At 75.5% G+C, this 20633-nt stretch carries 2 protein-coding genes (1 of these 2 running past the window's edge); both read right to left on the bottom strand.

What is annotated here, in order from left to right:
- A protein-coding gene (locus WME98_RS18660) for a type I polyketide synthase (RefSeq protein WP_437952505.1) crosses the window boundary here: on the bottom strand, positions 1-4654 show its 5' portion. The gene continues 10400 nt to the left of window position 1, outside the view; only the first 4654 of its 15054 coding nucleotides appear in the window; the start codon lies at positions 4652-4654; the stop codon falls past the left edge of the window.
- On the bottom strand, positions 4638-20633 hold the full coding sequence (locus tag WME98_RS18655; RefSeq protein ID WP_437952504.1) for a type I polyketide synthase: 15996 nt from the start codon (positions 20631-20633) through the stop codon (positions 4638-4640). The genes WME98_RS18660 and WME98_RS18655 overlap by 17 nt, the downstream gene beginning before the upstream one ends.

Below are 20633 nucleotides of genomic sequence, written 5' to 3'. Positions count from 1 at the left end.
GATCGAACGTGATGGTCGCCGGGAGCTTGACGCCGGTCGCCTTCTGGAGGCGCCGGCGAAGCTCGACGGCCATGAGCGAGTCGAGCCCGAGGTCGAAGAAGCCTCGCTGCGGGTCGAGGCGCGACCGATCGGCGTGGCCGAGCACCGCCGCCGTCTGCGCGAGGACGAGGGAGACGAGGTGGCGGAGGCGAGCTTCGCCCGAGAGCGCGCGCAGGGTCGCGACGAGCGCGGTCTCGTCGTGCTCGGTCGACGCGCTCGGCTGCGCGTCGAGCGCGCGGCGCGCGTCCGGCAGATCGGCGATGAGCGGGCGCTGGCGCGCCGAGGCGTACGACGGCGCGAAGCGCGCCCAGTCGATCGACGCGATGGTCACGTGGGTCTCGTCGCGATCGAGCGCGCTGGCGAGCGCCGCGACGGCGATCTCGGGCTCCATCGCCGCGAAACCTCCGCGGCGGAGGCCCTGCGCGACGTCGAAGGTGAGCATCCCGGCTCCGGCCCACGCGCCCCACGCGACGGACGTCGCGCGGAGCCCGAGCGCGCGGCGCTCCTCCGCGAGCGCGTCCAGGAAGGCGTTCGCGGCGGCGTAGCTCGCCTGGCCCGCGTTCCCGAAGACGCCCGCCGCCGACGAGAAGAGGACGAACGCCGCGAGGTCGCGCGTCTTCGTGAGCTCGTGCAGCGTCCGCGCGGCGTCGGCCTTGCCGTGGAGGACGGTCTCGAGGCGCTCCGGCGTGAGCGATCCCAGGACGCCATCGTCGATCACGCCCGCCGTGTGGAAGATGGCCGTGAGCGGCTCTTCGGCCGGGAGAGCCGCGAAGAGCGCTTCGATCGCCGCGCGGTCCGCGACGTCGCACGCCGCGATCGTCACGCGGGCGCCGAGCTCCGTGAGCTCCGCGCGGAGCGCCTCGGCGCCCGGGGCGTCGGCTCCGCGGCGGCTCGCGAGCACGAGGTGCGCGGCGCCGTGACGCGCGAGCCATCGCGCCACGTGCGCGCCGAGCGCTCCCGTGCCGCCCGTGACGAGGACGGTCCCGCGCGGCTCGAAGCGCTGCGCGGGAGCGTCGCCGAGAGGCGCGCGCGCGAGCCTCCGTGCGAAGAGGCCCGTCGGGCGGAGCGCGAGCTCGTCCTCGCCCTCGCGGCTCCCGAGCGCGGCGACGAGGCGCTCGATGGCCGTCGCATCCAGCGCGCCGTCGGCGTGCGCGCGGGGGAGATCGACGAGCCCGCCCCAGCGCTCCGGCTGCTCGAGCGAGACGACGCGCCCGAGGCCCCACGCCATCGCTTGCACGGGGCTCTCGATCCGGTCGGATCGGCCGATCGCGACCGCGCCGCGCGTGACGATCCAGATGGGCGCTTCGATGGCGAGCTCGGCGAGCGCCTGGACGAGGGCGAGCGAGCGCGCGAGACCCGCGGGCACCGCGGGCCGGCCGTCGAGCGGCGCGGTGTCGAGCGGCGTGAGGGTGAGGACGCCGCGGATCGCCGGCCGGCCCGCGATCGCGTCACGGAGGCGCGACGCGGCGTCGTGTGCGGTGATGTCGCTCGCCTCGAGCGCGAGCGGGACGACGTCGGCGCCGCGCTCGGTGAGCGCCGCCGCGAGGGCGCTCGCGAGATCGCTGGCGACGCCGGCCGGGGCCACGACGAGCCACGTCCCCGCGACGTCGCCGCGTGACGCGGCGCTCACGGGTCTCCATTCGACGCGGTAGCGCCACGCGCCCACGGCGCTCTGCTCTCGGCGGCTCCGCCGCCACGCCGACAGGGCCGGCATGAGGCTCTCGAGGGCGGAGCGCCGCCCGCTGTCGGCGACGTGGAGCGCGTCCGAGAGCGCCGCGACGTCGCCGCGCTCGATGGCTTGCCAGAACGCGGTCTCCTCGGTGGACGCTCCCGGCGCCGCGTCCTCATCGTCCGCCGCGTCGCCTGCGTCGAGCCAGAACCGCTCGCGCTGGAACGCGTACGTCGGCAACGTCACGCGGCGCGCCCCGAGCGGAGCGAAGAACGCACCCCAGTCGATGGCGTGCCCGCGCGCGTGGAGCTCGCCTGCCGAGAGGAGGAAGCGCTCGAGGTCGCCTTCGTCGCGGCGGAGCGAGGACACCACGGCCGCATCGCCGCCGAGCGACGAGAGCGTCTCGTCGAGCGCGAGGGCGAGCACGGGGTGCGGGCTCACCTCGACGAAGAAGCGGTGGCCGTCGTCGTGGAGCGCGCGCGTGGCGTCCTCGAAGCGGACGGTCGAGCGCAGGTTCTGGAACCAATGCGCGGCGTCGAGGCGGCTCCCGTCGAGCTTCGCGCCCGTCACCGCGGAGTAGAGCGGCACAGCGCCCGCGCGCGGCTCGATCCCCGCGAGATCCGCGAGGAGCTCGCGCTCGATCGCCTCGACGTGCGCGGAGTGCGACGCGTAGTCGACACGCACCTTCCGCGCGAAGATCTGCGCGGCCCCGAGGTCGCGGACGAGCGCGTCGATCGCGTCCGTGTCGCCCGCGACGAGCGTGGCGCGCGGGCTGTTGATCGCCGCGATCGCGATGGCGTCGCCGAACGGCGCGAGGCGCGCCTCGGTGTCGCGTGCGCCGAGCTCGACGGCGGCCATCGCCCCGCGCCCCGCGATCTTCGTGAGCGCTCGTGCGCGCAGCGCGACGACCTTGGCGGCGTCTTCGAGCGAGAGGGCGCCGGCGACGTAGGCGGCGGCGATCTCGCCTTGGCTGTGCCCGACGACGGCGTCGGGCGTGACGCCGATCGAGCGCCAGAGCGCGGCGAGGGCGACCATGACGGCGAAGAGGACCGGCTGCACGACGTCGACGCGGCCGAGGAGCGTCGCCTCGTCGCCGTCGCCCCGGAGAACGGCGCCGAGCGACCAGGCGACGTGCGGCGCGAGCGCGCGCTCGCAGGCCGCGATCTCGTCGCGGAAGACCGCCGACGACGCGAGGAGCGCGCGCGCCATCCCGACCCACTGCGAGCCTTGGCCGGGGAACACGAACACGACCCTGCCGGCGGGGATCGCGCTCGCGACGACCGACCCCGGGCCTGCCTCGCCGCGCGCAAGCGCGTCGAGCGCGCCGAGGAGCTCGTCGCGATCCGCCGCGACGACTGCCGCGCGTCGATCGAAGTGCGTGCGCGTCGTCGCGAGCGACGCCGCGATGTCGACGAGCCGCGCGTCGGGGCGCCCCGCGAGGTGCGCGTGGAGGCGCGCTGCCTGCGCGCGCAGCGCCTCGTCGGTCTTGCCCGAGAGGAGAACGGGCACGGCCGGAAGCGCGGGCGCGGCGTCGGGCGTCGTGGGCTCGGGCTCGGCGGGCGCCTCCTCGACGATCACATGCGCGTTGGTGCCGGAGAGGCCGATCGCCGTGACGCCGGCGCGCCGGGGGGCGCCGTCGTCGCGGCGCGTCCACGGGCGCGCGGCGTCGACGACGCGCACGGGGAGCGCGTCCCAGTCGACGAGCGGGTTGAGCGGGCTCGTGTGCAGCGTCGCGGGGAGGGTCGCGTGGCGCATGGAGGCGACCATCTTCGCGACGCCGGCGAGGCCCGACGCGAACTCGAGGTGCCCGATGTTGGTCTTCAGCGCGCCCAGGAACAGCGGGCGGTCCTTGGGGCGCCCCTCGCCGTAGACGGCGGCGAGGGCGTTCACTTCGATGGGATCGCCGATGGAGGTCCCCGTGCCGTGGCACTCGACGACGTCGACGTCGGCGGGGACGAGCCGCGCGTCGTCGAGCGCGGCGCGGAGCACCTTCTGCTGCGCGGGCCCGTTCGGGACCGTGATCCCGCTCGACGTGCCGTCGTGGTTCACCGCGCTGCCGCGGATCACCGCGAGGATCGGGTGCCCTTTCGCGCGCGCGTCGCGGAGGCGCTCGACGGCCAGGACGACGACGCCTTCGCCGCGGCCATAGCCGTCGGCGTTCGCCGAGAACGTCTTCGATCGCCCGTCGCTCGCGAGCGCGCGCGTGCGCGAGAGCAGCACGAACACCTCCGGCGACGACATGACCTGCACACCCGCGGCGAGCGCGAGGTCGCACTCGCCTTGACGCAGCGACTGGCACGCGAGGTGGAGCGCGACGAGCGACGAGGAGCACGCCGTGTCGATCGACAGCGCGGGGCCTTGGAGCCCGAGCGTGAACGCGAGGCGGCCCGCCGCGAACGACGAGATCATCCCCATGAACGCGTACGCCTCCGAGGCGTCGCGATCGCTCTGGAGGAACGCGTAGTCGCTCGCGCCCGTGCCGACGAAGACGCCGGTCTTCGAGTCTCGCAGCGATGCCGGCACAATCCCCGCGTCCTCGAGCGCTTGCCACGACGTCTCGAGCAAGAGGCGGTGCTGCGGGTCGACGTACTTCGCCTCGCGCGGGCTGATCCCGAAGAAGTCGGCGTCGAAGAGGTCGACGCGATCGAGCATGGCGGCGTCGCGCACGTAGCTCTTGCCGACGGCGTCCGGATCGGGGTCGTACGTCGCGTCCGCGTTCCAGCGGCTCGCGGGGATCGGCGCGATGGCGTCGCGGCCCTCCTCGAGGAGCGTCCAGAGCGTGTCGCGGTCGTGGATCCCGCCCGGGAGGCGGAGCCCGAGGCCGACGATGGCGATCGGCTCATGTCGCCTCTCTTCCGTCGCACGCAGGCGCGTCTCGCTCCTGTGGAGCTCTTGAGTGAGGCGCCGCAAGTACTCCGTGAGCGTGTCGTTAGTAACGGTCGACATCGATGCGATCTCCGAGCTTCTGATCGATCAGGCGAATGAGTTCGTCGGCGCTCGCGGAGCCGAGCTTCTCGGCGAACGCGGCGTCGTCGGGGCGTTCGGTGCGGACCGCGCGCTTGTCCAGGAAGGCGCGGAGGCGCGCCGTGAGGTCGTCGCGGAGCGCTTCGTCCGCGTAGATCGCCGAGAGCATCCCCTCGAGGCGCTCGAGCTCCGCGGCGGGCGAGGCGCGCGGGGTCGCGTCGTGGAGGACGATCGCGGCGAGCACCTTGCTCGCGAGCGCGCTCGGCGTCGGGTGGTCGAACGCGAGCGTCGCCGGGAGCTTGATGCCGGTCGCGCGCTGGACGCGCCTGCGGAGCTCGACGGACATGAGCGAGTCGAGCCCGAGGTCAAAGAACCCGCGGTTCGGCTCGACGCGCGACGCGTCCGCGTGCCCGAGCACCGCCGCCGTCTCCGTCCGCACGAGCGCGAGGAGGTGGCGGTGGCGCTCGCCCTCCGGGAGCGCCGCGAGCGTGGCCCTCAGCGTGCTTGCGGGCTCGGGACCGGCGGCCGTGCGCGCGTCGTCCGGTGGCTCGCGCAGCGCGTCGAGCGCCGATCGCGCCTCCGCGAGCTCGTCGAGGAGCGGGCGAGGACGCGCCGAGGCGAACGACGGGGCGAAGCGCGCCCAGTCGACGTCAGCGACGGCGAGGCACGTCTCGGCGTGATCGAGCGCGTGCGCGAGGGCCGCGACGGCGAGCTCCGGATCCATCGGCGCGACGCCGCGGTGCTTCAAGCGCCGCTCGGCGTCGGTCGCGAGCATCCCGCCGCCCGCCCACGCGCCCCACGCGATCGAGGTCGCCGCGAGGCCATCCGCGCGACGCGCCTCGGCGAGCGCGTCGAGGAACGCGTTCGCCGCGGCGTACGCGCCTTGCCGCCCACCGCCCCACACACCCGCTCCCGACGAGAAGAGGACGAACGCGTCGAGCGGGCGCTGCGCGAAGACGTCGTGGAGGTGCTGCGCGCCGCGGGCCTTCGCGGCGATCGCGTCGGCGAGCTCCTCGACGCGCATGGCGGCGACCGGCGCCTCGTGCATCGCACCGCCCGCGTGGAACACGGCGCGCACCGTCGCGCCGCCGGCCTCGACGTCGCGTACGAGCGCCGCGACCGCCTCACGATCGGCGACGTCGCACGCAGCCAGCGTCACGCGCGCGCCGAGCGCCGAGAGCTCCTCGGCGAGCGCGGCCGCGCCGGGGGCCGCGGCTCCGCGGCGGCTCGCGAGCACGATGTGCTCGGCGCCGATCCGCGCGAGCCAGCGGGCAACGTGCGCGCCGAGCGCGCCGGTCCCGCCCGTGACGAGCGCCGTCCCACGCGGCGCGAACGCGGGGGCGCGCGCGCCGTCGTGCGGGGCGCGGACGAGGCGCCGCACGTAGGTCCCCGCGGCGCGCAACGCGAGCTGGTCCTCGTCGTCACGGCGCGCCACGAGGTCGGCGAGCCGATCGTGCACGTTCGCGTCGCGCGCGCCGTTCGCGTCGGGCGCGCTCTCCTCGCCGAGATCGACGAGCCCGCCCCAGCGCTCGGGGTGCTCGAGGGCGACGACGCGCCCGAGGCCCCACGTCATCGCCTGGAGCGGGCGCGTGACGCGCTCGGATGCCCCGACCGCGACGGCCCCGCGCGTGACGAGCCAGAGCGGCGCGTCGATCGCCGCGTCGGCGAGCGCCTGCACGAGGCCGAGCGAGACGGCGAGCCCGAGGGGCACGGAGGGCTCGAGCGGCGCCGGGCGCTCGTCGAGCGCCGCGAACGAGATCACCCCGCGGATCGCCTCGCCGCCCGCGGCAGCACGGAGGCGCCCCGCGAGCGGCGTACGCGCCGCATCCTCGGCGTCGACGGGCACGAGCACGCCGCGCGCCCCGCGTGCCTCGAGCGCGCGTGCGACGCCGTCCGCGAGCGCGCCGGCGACCTCGGGCGCGACCACGAGCCACGTCCCGGCGACGTCACCCTTCGGCGGCGCGGTGAGGGCTCTCCACGCGACGCGGTAGCGCCACGCGTCGATCGTGCTCTGCGCGCGGCGCGCGCGCCGCCACGTCGCGAGCGTCGGGAGGAGGGTCGCGAGCGCCGCGCGGCGCTCGTCGTCGCCGACGTCGAGCGCGTCGGTCACGGTCGCCACGTCGCCGTCCTCCACCGCGCTCCAGAAGCGCGCCTCCGCCGGCGACGCAGCGGCGGGGATGACGCCGCTCGCTTTCGGAGCATCGAGCCAGAAGCGCTCGCGCTGGAACGCGTAGGTCGGGAGCGCGACGGTGCGCGGCGCGAAGGGGGCGAAGAAGGCGCGCCAGTCGACGGCGAGGCCTCGCGTGTGGAGCTCGGCGAGCGAGAGATTGAAGCGCGCGAGATCTCCTTCGTCGCGCCGAAGGGACGCGCACGCGACCGCGTCGTGTCCCGAGGCGTCGATGGTGTCGCGCAGGGCGACGGTCAGCACGGGGTGAGGGCTGACCTCGACGAAGAAGTGGTGGCCGTCGTCGAGCAGGGCGCGGGTGGCGTGCTCGAAGTGGACGGTGTGGCGCAGGTTTCGGTACCAGTGGGCGGCGCCGAGGGCCTCGCCATCAAGCCTCTCGCCCGTGACCGCGGAGTACAGCGGCACGGTCGCCGGGCGCGGCGCGATGCCGTCGAGCGCCTCCAGCAGCGTCCGCTCGATGGCCTCCACGTGGGCGGAGTGGGAGGCGTAGTCGACGCGGACCTTGCGGGCGAACAGCTGCGCCCCGCTCAGGTCTGCGACGAGCTCGTCGATGGCGTGGGGGTCTCCGGAGACGAGGGCCGCATGAGGGCTGTTGATCGCCGCTATCGCGAGGCGTCCGCCGAAGGGCCCAAGGCGCGCCTCGAGGTCGGCGGTGGTGAGCTCGACGGCGGCCATGGCGCCGCGTCCAGCGAGCTTCGTGATGGCGCGCGAGCGGAGCGCGACGACCCTGGCGGCGTCTTCGAGCGAGAGCGCGCCGGCGACGTAGGCGGCCGCGATCTCGCCCTGGCTGTGGCCGACGACGGCGTCGGGCGTGACTCCGGCGGCGCGCCAGGTGGCGGCGAGGGCGACCATGACGGCGAACAGCACGGGCTGCACCACGTCGACGCGCTCGAGCATGGGCGCGGCGTGCGCTTCGTCGCCGCCGAGCACGGCGAGGAGCGACCAGTCGACGTGCGGCGCCAGGGCGCGCTCGCACGCCTCGATCTCGGCCCGAAAGACGGGTGAGCAGGCCAGCAGAGCGCGCGCCATCGATGGCCACTGCGAGCCCTGGCCGGGGAAGACGAAGGCGACCTTGCCCGGCGGGAGCGCCTCGCCCGCGACCGTTCCTGCCCCCGCGCGCCCCTCCGCGAGCGCCGCGAGCGCCGAGAGCAGCGCGGCGCGATCGTCTGCCACGACGGCGGCGCGACGCTCGAAATGCGACCGCGTGGTCGCGAGCGACGCCGCGACGTCGACGAGGGCGACGTCCTCGTGCTCGGCGAGGTATGCGTGGAGCTTGCCCGCCTGAGCGCGGAGCGCCGCGTCGCTCTTCGCCGAGAGGAGCACCGGCACCGGCGGCGCGAGAGGCGCGCGGGCGGGCTCCGCGGCCTGGTCGTCGCCGGCCGCCGCGGGCGGCGCTTCCTCAAGGACCACGTGCGCGTTGGTGCCGGAGATCCCGAACGACGACACCGCCGCGCGCCGAGGAGACCCGCCCGGCTTCCACGGTACCTCCTCGGTCAAGAGGCGGATCGCGCCGGACGACCAATCGATGTGCTGCGACGGGCTCGCGGCGTGGAGCGTCCTCGGGAGGACGCCGCTCTGCAGCGCGAGCACCATCTTGATGACGCCGCCGATCCCCGCGGCGGCCTGCGTGTGCCCGAGGTTCGACTTGAGGCTCCCGAGCCACAGCGGGCGATCCTTCGCGTGCGCCGCGCCGTACGTCGCGAAGAGCGCGCGCGCCTCGATGGGATCGCCGAGCGTCGTGCCGGTGCCGTGCGCCTCGACGGCATCGACGTCCGCGGGGGCGAGCCCCGCGCTCGCGAGCGCGTCCCGGATCACGCGCTCTTGCGCGGGGCCGTTCGGCGCCGTTAGCCCTTGGCTCTTGCCGTCCTGGTTGACGGCCGATCCGCGCACGATCGCGAGCACGGGGTGCCCGTTCTTCCGGGCGTCCGACAGGCGCTCGAGGAGCACTATCCCAGCGCCTTCCGACCAGCCCGCGCCGTTCGCGTCCGCCGAGAACGACTTGCACCGCCCGTCCGGCGCGCCCGCGTGCTGCGCGCTGAACTCGCCGAAGATCCCGGGGGTCGCCATCACGGTCACGCCGCCGGCGAGCGCGAGCGAGCACTCGCCTCGACGGATGGCGTGGCAGGCGAGGTGGAGCGCGACGAGCGACGAGCTGCACGCCGTGTCGACGCTGATCGCCGGGCCTTCGAGGCCGAGGGCGTACGCGATACGCCCCGACGCGACGCTCGAGGCGCTCCCGGTGCCGATGTACCCGCGCAGCGACTCCATCGCCTGCGCGCCGCTCGGGCCGTGGAGGAGGCGCGCGACGTAGTCGCTCCCGAAGACGCCGACGAAGACGCCGCTCTTCGAGCCGTGGAGCGACGCGGGGATGATGCCGGCGCGCTCGAGCGCCTCCCACGTCATCTCGAGGAGGAGGCGCTGCTGCGGGTCGAGCGCGAGCGTCTCGCGCGGGCTGATCCCGAAGAACGCCGCGTCGAAGAGATCGGCGTCGTGGAGGAAGCCTCCCTGGCGGGCCGCGCCGTCCGAGAGCGCGTCGAGATCCCAGCCACGGTTCTCGGGGAACGCGGAGATCGCGTCGCCCCCCTCGCGGAGGAGCCGAAAGAGGTCCTCGGGCGTGAGGACGCCGCCCGGGAAGCGGCAGGCCATGGCGACGATCGCGATCGCGTCGTCGGACGCGCCTGCGGAAGCTGCGCGTGCCGCGCTCGGTGCGGCGGCCGCGTCGCCTCGCCCCACGAGCGCCGTCGCGAGGAAGCGCGCGAGCGCCGTCGGCGTCGGATAATCGAAGAGCAGCGTGGCGGGCAGGCGCGTCCCCACGATCGCGGCGAGGCGGTTTCGCAGCTCGACCGCCATGAGCGAGTCGAGCCCGAGCTCCTTCAGCGGGCGGTCGCCGTCGAGGTGACGCGACGGGGGCAGGCCGAGGACGACGCCGATCTCCGGGCGGACGACGTCGATCATCGCGCGCTCGCGCTCCTTCGGCGCGAGGCCGGCGAGGCGCTGCGCGAGGGGCGCCGCGGACGCCGCGTTGTTCGCGAGCTTGCGCCGCGCGGCGCCGGCGCGCACGAGGCCGCGGAGGATCGGCGCGACCGCGTGGGCGCGAAGCGCGACGGGGTCGAACGGCGCCGCGACGAGCGCGGCGTCGACGTGCGCGAGCGCGGCGTCGAAGAGCGCGAGCCCGTCGTCGGTCGTGAGCGGACGGAGCCCACCGCGCGCCATGCGCTGGAGATCCGTGTCTCCGAGGTGCGCGGTGAGCCCGGTCCTCTCGGCCCAGTACCCCCAGTCGAGCGACACCGCGGGCAGGCCGCGCGACCGCCGCTGGTGCGCGAGCGCGTCGAGGAACGTGTTCGCCGCGGCGTAGTTCGCCTGCCCTGGGCTCCCGAGCACGCCCGAGAGCGACGCGAAGAGGACGAAGGCGGACAGATCGAGCGGGCGGGTGAGCTCGTCGAGGTGCGCGGCGGCGTCGACCTTCGCGCTCATGACGGAGCGCAGGCGCTCTGGGGTGAGCGAGGTGAGGACGCCGTCGTCGAGGGTCCCGGCGGCGTGGACGACCGCGGTGAGGGGACGGTCGGCGGGGATGCCGGCGAGCAGGCGCTCGAGGGCCAGGCGATCGCCCGCGTCGCAGGCCACAATCGCGACCGAGGCGCCTGCGGCTTCGAGCTCGCGGCGGAGGTCGTCCGCGCCGGGCGCGGCCGGGCCTCTTCGCGAAGAGAGCACCAGGCTGCGCACGCCGTGCCGCTGGACGAGGTGGCGCGCCACCAGCGCGCCGAGGGTGCCGGTGCCTCCCGTGACGAGGACGGAGCCGCGCGGGTCGAGGGCGCGCGGGATGGTCAGCACCACCTTTCCCACGAGGCGGGCCTGGGCCAGGGCGCGGAAGGCCTGCGGCGCCCGGCGGAGGTCGCACGGGGTGATAGGCGGCACGCGCAGAACACCGCGCTCGAACAGGGCGACCAGCTCGGCGAGCATCGCCTGGATGCGCTCGGGGCCCGCCTCGGCGAGGTCGAACGCGCGGTACGCGACGCTCGGGTGCGACGCGGCCACGGCCACAGGGTCGCGGACGTCGCTCTTGCCCATCTCGACGAAGCGCCCGTCGGGCGCGAGGGCGACCAGGCGCAGCGAGGCATCGACCAGCTCGCGGGCGAGCGAATCGAGCACCACGTCGACCCCGCGCCCGCCGCTGGTGCGGCGAAAGTGCGCTTCGAAGTCGGCCGAGCGCGAGGAGGCGATGTGGTCGTCGTCCAGGCCGAGGGCGCGGAGGGTGGCCCACTTGGGCGGGCTCGCGGTGGCGAAGACCTCTGCGCCGAGGTGGCGGGCGAGCTGGACGGCGGCGATGCCGACCCCGCCGGCGGCGGCATGAACCAGCACGCGCTCGCCGGGGCGCAGGCGGCCGAGATCGACCAGCCCGTAGTACGCGGTCAGAAAGACGACCGGGATGCTCGCCGCCTCGATGAACGACAGCCCCGCGGGGATGCGGCTCACCATGCGGTGATCGGCGAGCGCGATGGGCCCGAACGCCGCGCTGAGCAGGCCCATCACGCGGTCGCCTGGGGCGAGCTCCGTCACGCCCGGGCCGACCTCGAGCACGACGCCCGCCCCCTCGGCGCCGAGGGGCCCGGGGTCGCCGGGGTACATGCCGAGCGCGTCGAGCGCGTCGCGGAAGTTCAGCCCCGCCGCCCGCACCGCGACGCGGATCTGCCCCTCGGCGAGCGGCCTCGTCGCCTCCTCGTGGGGCACCAGCGCGAGGCTCTCGATCGTGCCCTTGGCCGCGACGTGGAGCCGGTACGCCGCAGCGCTCGGCGGCACGAGCGCGTCGTCGCCGCCCAGCCGACCCAGGCGCGGAACCAGGCGCCGCCCCTCGCGCAGCGCGAGCTGCGGCTCGCTCGCGTCGGCGGCGCGCGCGACCGCGGCGGCGACGAGCGCGGGGAGCGCGGCTCGCGAAGCGTCGTCGGCGTCGACGTCGACGAGGAGCAACGCGCGATCCGGGTTCTCGACCTGCGCCGCGCGCACGAGGCCCCACACCGGCGCGTGGACGAGATCGAGCACGTCTTCGTCGGGCCGCGTGGCCACGGCGCGCTCGGTCAGCACCACGAGCGCGCACGACGCGAGGCGCTCTTCGGCGAGCCACGCCTGGAGCGCTGCGAGCGCGTCCGCCGCGGCGCCGTGCGTGGCCGCGAGGGCGCCGCTCGGCGCATCAGGGCGCGTCGTGCACGCGAGGACGGCGACCACCTCCGGAGCCCCGCCGCCGCCGATTGCATCGATCCACGCGCCAGGGTCGCGGTGCCGCGTGACGTGAGCTCCGGCCGCCTCGAGCGCGCTCGCGAGGCGCGCGTCGCTCCCCAGGATCGCCCACGCCCGAGGCGCCGCGCCCTCCGGGCCGCTCGGCAGCTCGATCCAATCGACGCGGAGGAGCGCGTCGTGCACCGGCCCCGTTCGCGGCTTCGCCCCGCGCACGCGGGTAGCCGACGCGGGGCGCAGCGCGAGCGCGTCGACGCTCGCCACCTTCTGCCCGGCAGCGTCGGCGATCGCGAGCGCCACGGTGTCGCCGCCCTTACGCGCGATCCGCACGTGCAGCGTCGACGCGCCGACGGCGTGGAGCGACACGCCGCTCCACGAGAACGGCATCGCCACGTGCGCCTTCTCGCCGCCGTCCAGAACCTCTGCGGCGAGCGCGTGGAGCGCGGCGTCGAGCGCGGCGGGGTGCAGCCCGAACCGGGCGGCGTCGCGCGCCGTCGCCTCCGGGAGCACGACCTCGGCGAAGAGCTCGTCGCCGCGCTTCCACACCGCGCGGAGCCCCTGGAAATCCGTGCCGTACGCGAGCCCGGCGCGCGCGAGGCGATCGTAGAGCCCGGCCGTCGCGAGCGGCGCGGCGTCTCCGGGCGGAAACGCGCCGACGTCGAGCGACGCGCCCGCGGCGCGCGGCCCGAGCGCGCCCGTCGCGTGCCGCGTCCACGGCGCGTCATCGCCCGCGTCGTCCGGCCGCGCGTGCACGGTGAGCGAGCGCCGCCCGTCGTCGTCGGTGGCCCCGAGCGCCATCTGCACGACCACGCCGCCGGTCGCGGGGAGCGCGAGGGGGGCTTCGAGGGTGAGCTCGTCGACGGCATCGAGGCCGACGCGGTGTGCGGCCGCGAGCGCGAGGTCGAGGAAGGCGGTGCCTGGGAGGATGGGCTCGCCGAAGACCGCGTGCCCCGCCAGCCACGGGTGCTCGGCCAGCGAGAGGCGTCCGGTGAACAGGTACCCGTCCGAGCCCGCCAGCGCGACCGAGGCCTTGAGCAGCGGATGCTCGGCGGACGCGAGCCCGGCGGCGGCGACGTCGGCGCGGGCGCGAGGGGCATCGAGCCAGAAGCGCTCGCGCTGGAACGCGTACGTGGGCAGCGGGACGCGGCGGGGTCGATGCGCGTCGAACAGGGCGCTCCACACCACGCGGTGTCCCCGCGCGTGCAGCTCGGCGAGCGAGAGCAGAAAGCGCGCGCGGTGTCCCTCGTCGCGACGGAGGGTCGGCACGACGGCGGCAGAAAGGCCGGCGTCGTCGATGGTCTCGCGCAGCGCGAGGGAGAGCACGGGGTGTGGGCTGACCTCGACGAAGAAGCGGTGCTGGTCGGCGAGCAGAGCGCGCGTGGCGTCTTCGAAGCGGACGGTCTGGCGTAGGTTTCGGTACCAGTGCGCCGCGTCGAGCGCCTGGCCATCGAGCTTCTCGCCGGTGACGGCGGAGTAGATGGGCAGGGCGCTGGCGCGCGGGCTGATGCCGCCGAGGTCGCCGAGCAGCTCGTTCTCGATGGCGGCGACGTGCTCGGAGTGCGACGCGTAGTCGACGCGCACCTTGCGGGCGAAGATCTGGGCGGCGGAGAGCGCGCTGACGAGCGCGTCCACGGCGGCGACGTCTCCGGCGACGAGCGTGGTGCGCGGGCTGTTGATGGCGGCGATGCCGACGCGGCCGTCGAGCCCATCCAGGTAGCGGTCGAGCTCGCTGGCGGGCAGCTCGATGGCCGCCATGGCCCCGCGTCCGGCGAGCCTGGTGATGGCGCGGGCGCGGAGCGCGACGACCTTGGCGGCGTCTTCGAGCGAGAGCGCGCCCGCGACGTACGCGGCGGCGATCTCGCCCTGGCTGTGTCCGGCAACGGCGTCGGGCTCGACGCCCATCGCGCGCCACATGGCGGCGAGGGCCACCATGACCGCGAACAGCACGGGCTGGACCACGTCGACGCGGTCGAGCGAAGCGTCGCCGTCGCGGCCGTGGCGCAGGACGGTGAGCAGCGACCAGTCGACGTGGGGGGCCAGGGCGCCCTCGCAGGCGAGCAGCTGCTCGCGGAAGACGGGCTCGGAGTCGAGCAGGGCGGAGGCCATCTCGGGCCACTGCGAGCCCTGTCCGGGGAAGACGAAGACGAGCTTCCCCGAGGAAACTGTCGACGCAGCGACCGCCTCGGGCGCGGGCTCTCCGCGCGCGAGGGCGTCGAGCCCGTGAAGCAGCGCGTCGCGGTCGGACGCGACGACGGCGGCGCGCTCGTCGAAATGCGACCGCGTGGTCGCGAGGGAAAACGCCAGGTCGGCGAGCGAAAGCTCGCCGTTCGCGGCGACGTGGGCGTGGAGGCGTCTGGCCTGCGCGCGGAGCGCCGCCTCCGTCTTCGCCGACAGCACGAACGGCAGCTCGCGCCCAGCAGACGCCTCCGCCGTCGCCGCGCTTGCGGAGGCGTCCGCGTCCCCCGGCGCCTCCTCGATGATGACGTGCGCGTTCGTGCCCGAGAGCCCGAATGCGGAGACTCCTGCGCGTCGTGGGGTGTCCTCCGCCCGCCGCAGCCACGGGCGCGCGCCGTCGATGACGCGCACGGGTAGCTCGTCCCACGCCAGGTGCGGGTTCAACGGGCTCGTGTGCAGCGTCGCGGGCAGCGCGCCGTTGCGCAGCGCCGCGACCACCTTCGCGACACCCGCGAGCCCGGCCGCCGCCTCCAGGTGGCCGATGTTCGTCTTGATCGCCCCGACGAGGAGCGGGCGATCTGCCGGGCGCCCCTCGCCGTAGACGGCGGCGAGCGCGTTCACCTCGATCGGGTCGCCGAGGGCCGTGCCGGTGCCGTGGCACTCGACGGCGTCGATCTCCGCGGGGGCGAGGCCGGCGTCGTCCAGCGCGCCGCGCAGGACCTTTTGCTGCGCCGTCCCGTTTGGGACAGTGATCCCGCTCGACGCGCCGTCGTGGTTCATCGCCGAGCCGCGGACGACCGCGAGCACCGGCCGGCCGTTCGCGCGCGCGTCGCTGAGGCGCTCGAGCGCGAGGACGACGACGCCCTCTCCGCGGCCGAACCCGTCGGCGTTCGCGGAGAACGTCTTCGATCGCCCGTCGGGCGCGAGGGCGCGCGTGCGCGAGAGCAGGACGAACGCCTCCGGCGACGCCATCACCTGCGCGCCCGCGGCGAGCGCGAGGTCGCACTCGCCCTGGCGCAGCGACTGGCACGCGAGGTGGAGCGCGACGAGCGACGAAGAGCACGCCGTATCGACCGACAGCGCCGGCCCCTCGAGCCCGAGGGTGAACGCGAGCCGCCCCGCCGCGAACGCGGACGCGGTCCCCATCGCCGCGTACGCGTCGTCTTCGTCGGAGTCGCGTTGCAGGAGCGCGTAGTCGCTCGCTCCGGCGCCGACGAAGACGCCCGTCTTCGAGCCCCTCAGCGACGCGGGGACGACCCCCGCCTCCTCGAGGGCTTGCCACGCGGCCTCGAGCAGGAGGCGGTGCTGCGGATCGACGTGCTTCGCCTCGCGCGGGCTGATGCCGAAGAAGGCGGCGTCGAAGAGGTCGACGCGGTCGAGGAGCGCCGCGCTCCGCACGTAGCTCTTTCCCTTCGCGTCCGGATCTGGGTCGTACGCGGCGTCCGCGTCCCAGCGGCTCGCGGGGATCGGGCCGACCGCATCGACGCCGCGCTCGAGCAGGTCCCAGAGCCCCGCGAGATCCCCGGTGCCGCCCGGCAAGCGGAGGCTGAGGCCGACGATCGCGACCGGCTCGCCGTCGTGGCGCGTCCGCGCGACGAGCGCCGCGTCCACGTCTCCGCGTTCGCCGAGCGTGCGCGCGAGCGCGTCGCGCAGGAACGTCGCGACGCGCTCGGGCGACGGCTGATCGAACATGATGGTCGACGGCAGGCGGATGCCCGTCGCCTTTTGCAGGCGCAGGCGAAGCTCGACCGCCATGAGCGAGTCGAGGCCGAGATCGAAGAACCCCTTGTGCGCGTCGACGCGCGATGCGTCCGCGTGTCCGAGCACGGCCGCGGTCTCGCCGAGCACGAGGCCGACGAGGTGGCGGAGGCGATCGTCGTCGCTCTGCGCGCGGAGCGCCGTGAGCAGCGCGCTCTCGTCCGGGCGCGCCGGGTTCGCGGCGAGCGCGCCCTGCGCGCGCTTCGCCTCGGGGAGCTCGGAGACGAACGGGCGCTCGCGGACGGAGGCGAACGACGGCGCGAAGCGCGCCCAGTCGATGTCGGCGATCGTCACGACGACGTCGTCGTGGTCGAGCGCGTGCGCGAGCGCCGCGGTGGCGACCTCGGGCCGCATCGGCGAGAGGCCCGAGCGCCGGAGGTCCGACGCGACCGCGTCTTCGAGCATCCCGCCGCCTGCCCACGCGCCCCACGCGATCGACGTCGCCGTGACGCCGCGTGCGCGCCGCGCCTCCGCGAGCGCGTCGAGGTACGCGTTCGCCGCGGCGTAGCTGCCTTGCCCGGCGCTGCCGAAGACGCCCGACGCCGACGAGAACAGGACGAACGCGTCGAGATCGCGCGACCGCGTGAGCTCGTCGAGGTGGCGCGCGGCGAGCGCCTTCGCGCGGAAGACCGCGTCGAGCCGCTCCGGCGTCAGCGCGTCGAGCACGCCGTCGTCGAGCACGCCCGCGGCGTGCACGACCGTCGAGAGCGGCGCGTCCGCCGGCATCGCCGCGAAGAGCTCCTCGAGCGCCGCTCGATCGCCGACGTCGCACGCGGCGATCGTCACGCGCGCACCGAGAGCGGTGAGCTCGTCGTGGAGCGCGCGCGCGGAGGGCGCGTCGGGCCCTCGCCGGCTCGTGAGGACGAGGTGCTTCGCGCCCCGCTGCGCGAAGAGCCGCGCGACGTGCGCGCCGAGCGCCCCCGTGCCTCCCGTGACAAGGACGGTGCCTCGAGGCGCGCGCGGCCGCGGCGCCTCGCCGAGGGGAGCGCGCACGAGGCGTCGCGCGAAGAGCCCCTCCGGGCGCAGGGCGAGCTCGTCCTCGCCCGCGAGCGCGCCGCCGAGCGCGGCGATGAGGTGGTCGATCGCCGCTGCGTCCAGCGCTCCGGACGCGCCGAGGCTCGACGCGAGGTCGACCGCCCCGCCGAGGCGCTCCGGGTGCTCGAGCGACACCACGCGCGCGAGCCCCCACGTCGCCGCCTGCGCCGGGCTCACGATCGCGTCGGCCCGGGAGACGGAGACCGCGCCGCGCGAGAAGAGCCACACGCGCGCGTCGAGCGCCGCGTCGCCGAGCGCCTGCACGAGCGTGAGCGTGCGCGCGAGCCCCGCGGGCACCGCCGGCTGCGACGTCGAGGGCCCGTCGTCGAGCCCCACGAACGAGAGCACGCCGCGGAGCGCCCCGCGCCCTGCGACGGCCTCCCGCAGGCGCGCCGCGAGCTCCGCGCGCGCGCACGCGTCGGCCCCCAGGCCCAACGTGACGACGTCGCCGCCGCGCCCCTCGAGCGCGCGCACGACGCTCTCGACGACGCCGTCGTACGCGCCCGCCGCGCGGACGACGAGCCACGTCCCGGAGGCGTCGCCGCGCGACGTGGCCGCGATCGGCCTCCACGCGACGCGGTAGCGCCACGCGTCGACGAGGCCGAGCACCTGTCCCTTTCGCCGCCACGCGGAGAGCGCCGGGAGCAGCGTGGAGAGCGCCGCACGCTCCTCCCCCTCGGGCGCGACGCCGAGGGCGTCGCGCAGCATGTCGACGTTGCTCTCCTCGATCGCGCGCCAGAAGCGCGCCTCGTCCGGCGCGGGCTGCGCAGCCTCGCGGGGCTCGGGCGGGGCGTCGTCGACCCAGAAGCGCTCGCGCTGGAACGCGTACGTCGGTAGCGGCACGCGGCGCGCGCCGAGGGGCGCGAAGAACGCCCTCCAGTCGACCCGGTGACCGCGCGCGTGGAGCGCGCCGAGCGCCGTGACGAGCGCGTCCCCGTCGTCTCGATCGGCGCGGAGCGTGGGCACGAAGAGCGCGCGGCTCGGCGCGTCGGCCTCGAGCGCGCTCTGCCCGAGCGCCGAGAGGACGCCGTGCGGCCCGAGCTCGAGGAACGTGGAGACCCGCTCGGTGTGCAGGGTTCCCAGGCCATCGGCGAAGCGGACGGCGCTCCGCGCGTGTCGGACCCAGTAGTCGGCCGAGCAGAGCTCCCCGTCGCCAGCGCGCTGGCCGGTCACGTTCGACACGATCGGGATCCGCGGCGGGTGGAACGTGAGCCCCTCGGCGACGCGGCGGAAGGCGTCGAGCATCCCGTCCATGTGGTGCGAGTGGAACGCGTGGCTCACGCGGAGGCGCGACGTCTTGCGCCCGAGCGCTTCGAAGCGGGCGGCGACGTCGAGGACGGCGTCTCGGTCACCCGCGACCACCGTCGACGACGGACCGTTGATCGCAGCGATCGTCGCGCGCGCCCCGCCTTCTCCGCGCGCGGCGATCACCGCCGCGACCTCGCCCTCGGAGGCGGCGATCGCGACCATCGCCGCGTCGCGCGCGGGCAAGGCTTGCATGAGGCGCGCGCGCGCCGACACGAGGGTGCACGCATCTTCGAGCGAGAGCACGCCCGCGACGTGCGCGGCGGTGATCTCGCCGACGGAGTGGCCCAGGAGCGCGTCGGGCGCGACGCCCCACGCCTCGACGAGCCGGAAGAGCGCAACCTCGAGCGCGAAGAGCGCGGTCTGCGTGAAGACGGTCTCGTCGAGGAGCCTCGCGAGCTCCGAGCCCTTCGGCGCGAAGAGGACCTCGCGGAGCGGGCGATCGAGATCGCGATCGAGGTGTGCGCAGACTGCATCGAGCGCGTCTCGGAACACCGGGAACGCCTGGTAGAGCCCGTGTCCCATCGCCGCGCGCTGCCCGCCTTGCCCCGTGAACAGGATGGCGAGCCTCCCCTTCGGCGCGTCCCCGCCCACGAGCGTGCCCGGTGGCGGGCTCGCGTTCGCCCCTCGCGCGAGGCCATCGAGCGCCGTGAGGACCGCCTCGCGGTCGTGCGCGACGACGACCGCGCGATGCTCGAAGTGCGAGCGCGTCGTCGCGAGCGACGCGGCGATGTCGGCGAGCGCGAGCTCGGGGCGCGCGGCGAGGTGCGCGTGGAGCCTCTCCGCCTGCCCGCGGAGCGCGCCCTCCGTCTTCGCCGAGATCACGACGGGGAGCGGCGACGCGTGGGCGCACGCGCGCTCGGCCTGGGGCGCCGTCGCGCCTTCGGGCGCCGGCGCTTCCTCGACGATGACGTGCGCGTTCGTGCCCGAGAAGCCGAACGCTGAGACCCCGGCGCGCCGTGGCGCTCCGTCGGCGCGGCGGTCCCAGCGCTGCGCCGCATCGACGACGCGAAGCGGGAGCGTCTCCCACGCGACGTGCGGGTTCGGCGGGTGCGTGTGGAGCGTCGGCGGGAGCGTTGCGCGTCGCAGCGCAGCGACGACCTTCGCGACGCCAGCGAGCCCGGCGGCGGCCTCGAGGTGGCCGATGTTCGTCTTCACGGCGCCGAGGAGGAGCGGACGCTCGGCGGGGCGATCCTCGCCGTACACGGCCGCGACCGCGTGGACCTCGACGGGGTCCCCGAGCGACGTGCCCGTGCCGTGGCACTCGACGACGTCGACGTCGGTCGGAGCGAGCCCGGCGTCTTCGAGAGCCGCGCGGAGGACCTTCTGCTGCGAGCTGCCGTTGGGCGCGGTGATTCCGCTCGACGTGCCGTCGTGGTTGATCGCGCTGCCACGGATCACGGCGAGGACCGGGTGCCCGTTCGCGCGCGCGTCACGGAGGCGCTCGAGCGCGAGGACGACGACGCCCTCGCCGCGCCCGTAGCCGTCGGCGCTCGCGGAGAACGTCTTCGAGCGGCCGTCGGGCGCGAGCGCGCGCGTGCGCGAGATGAGCACGAACGGCTCGGGCGACGCCATCACCTGCACGCCGGCGGCGAGGGCGAGGTCGCACTCGTCGCGCCGCAGCGACTGGCAGGCGAGGTGGAGCGCGACGAGCGACGACGAGCACGCCGTGTCGACCGAGAGCGCAGGCCCCTGCACGCCGAGCGTGAACGCCAGCCGGCCCGCCGCGAAGGACGTCGACGTGCCCATCGTCGCGTACGCGTCGGCCTTCTCCGCGTCGCCCCGCAGCGTCGCGTACTCGCTCGCGCCCGCGCCGACGAAGACGCCCGTCTTCGTGTCCTTCAGCGAAGCGGGGACGATCCCCGCCTCCTCGAGGGCTTGCCACGCGGTCTCGAGCAAGAGGCGGTGCTGCGGATCGACGTGCTTCGCCTCGCGCGGGCTGATGCCGAAGAAGGCGGCGTCGAAGAGGTCGACGCGGTCGAGGAGCGCCGCGCTTCGCACGTAGCTCTTGCCGATGGCGTTCGGGTCGGGGTCGTAGATCGCGTCCGCGTCCCAGCGGCTCGCAGGGATCGGCGCCACAGCGTCGACGCCGCGCTCGAGGAAGCTCCCGAGGCTCTCGGGATCGACCGCGCCGCCGGGGAGGCGGAGCCCGAGGCCGACGATGGCGATCGGCTCGCGTTGCTTGCCCTCGATGTCCGAAAGCCGCCGGCGAGCTTGGCGGAGCGACGTGGTGAGCCCCTCGAGATACGCACGCAGATTCTTCTCGCCGGTCAT

It is taken from the genome of Sorangium sp. So ce296 (genome assembly GCF_051529605.1).
Classification (GTDB): Bacteria; Myxococcota_A; Polyangia; order Polyangiales; family Polyangiaceae; genus Sorangium; species Sorangium cellulosum_D.
Note: the sequence above shows the minus strand (reverse complement) of the source record. Positions and strands in the feature narration are given on the sequence as shown.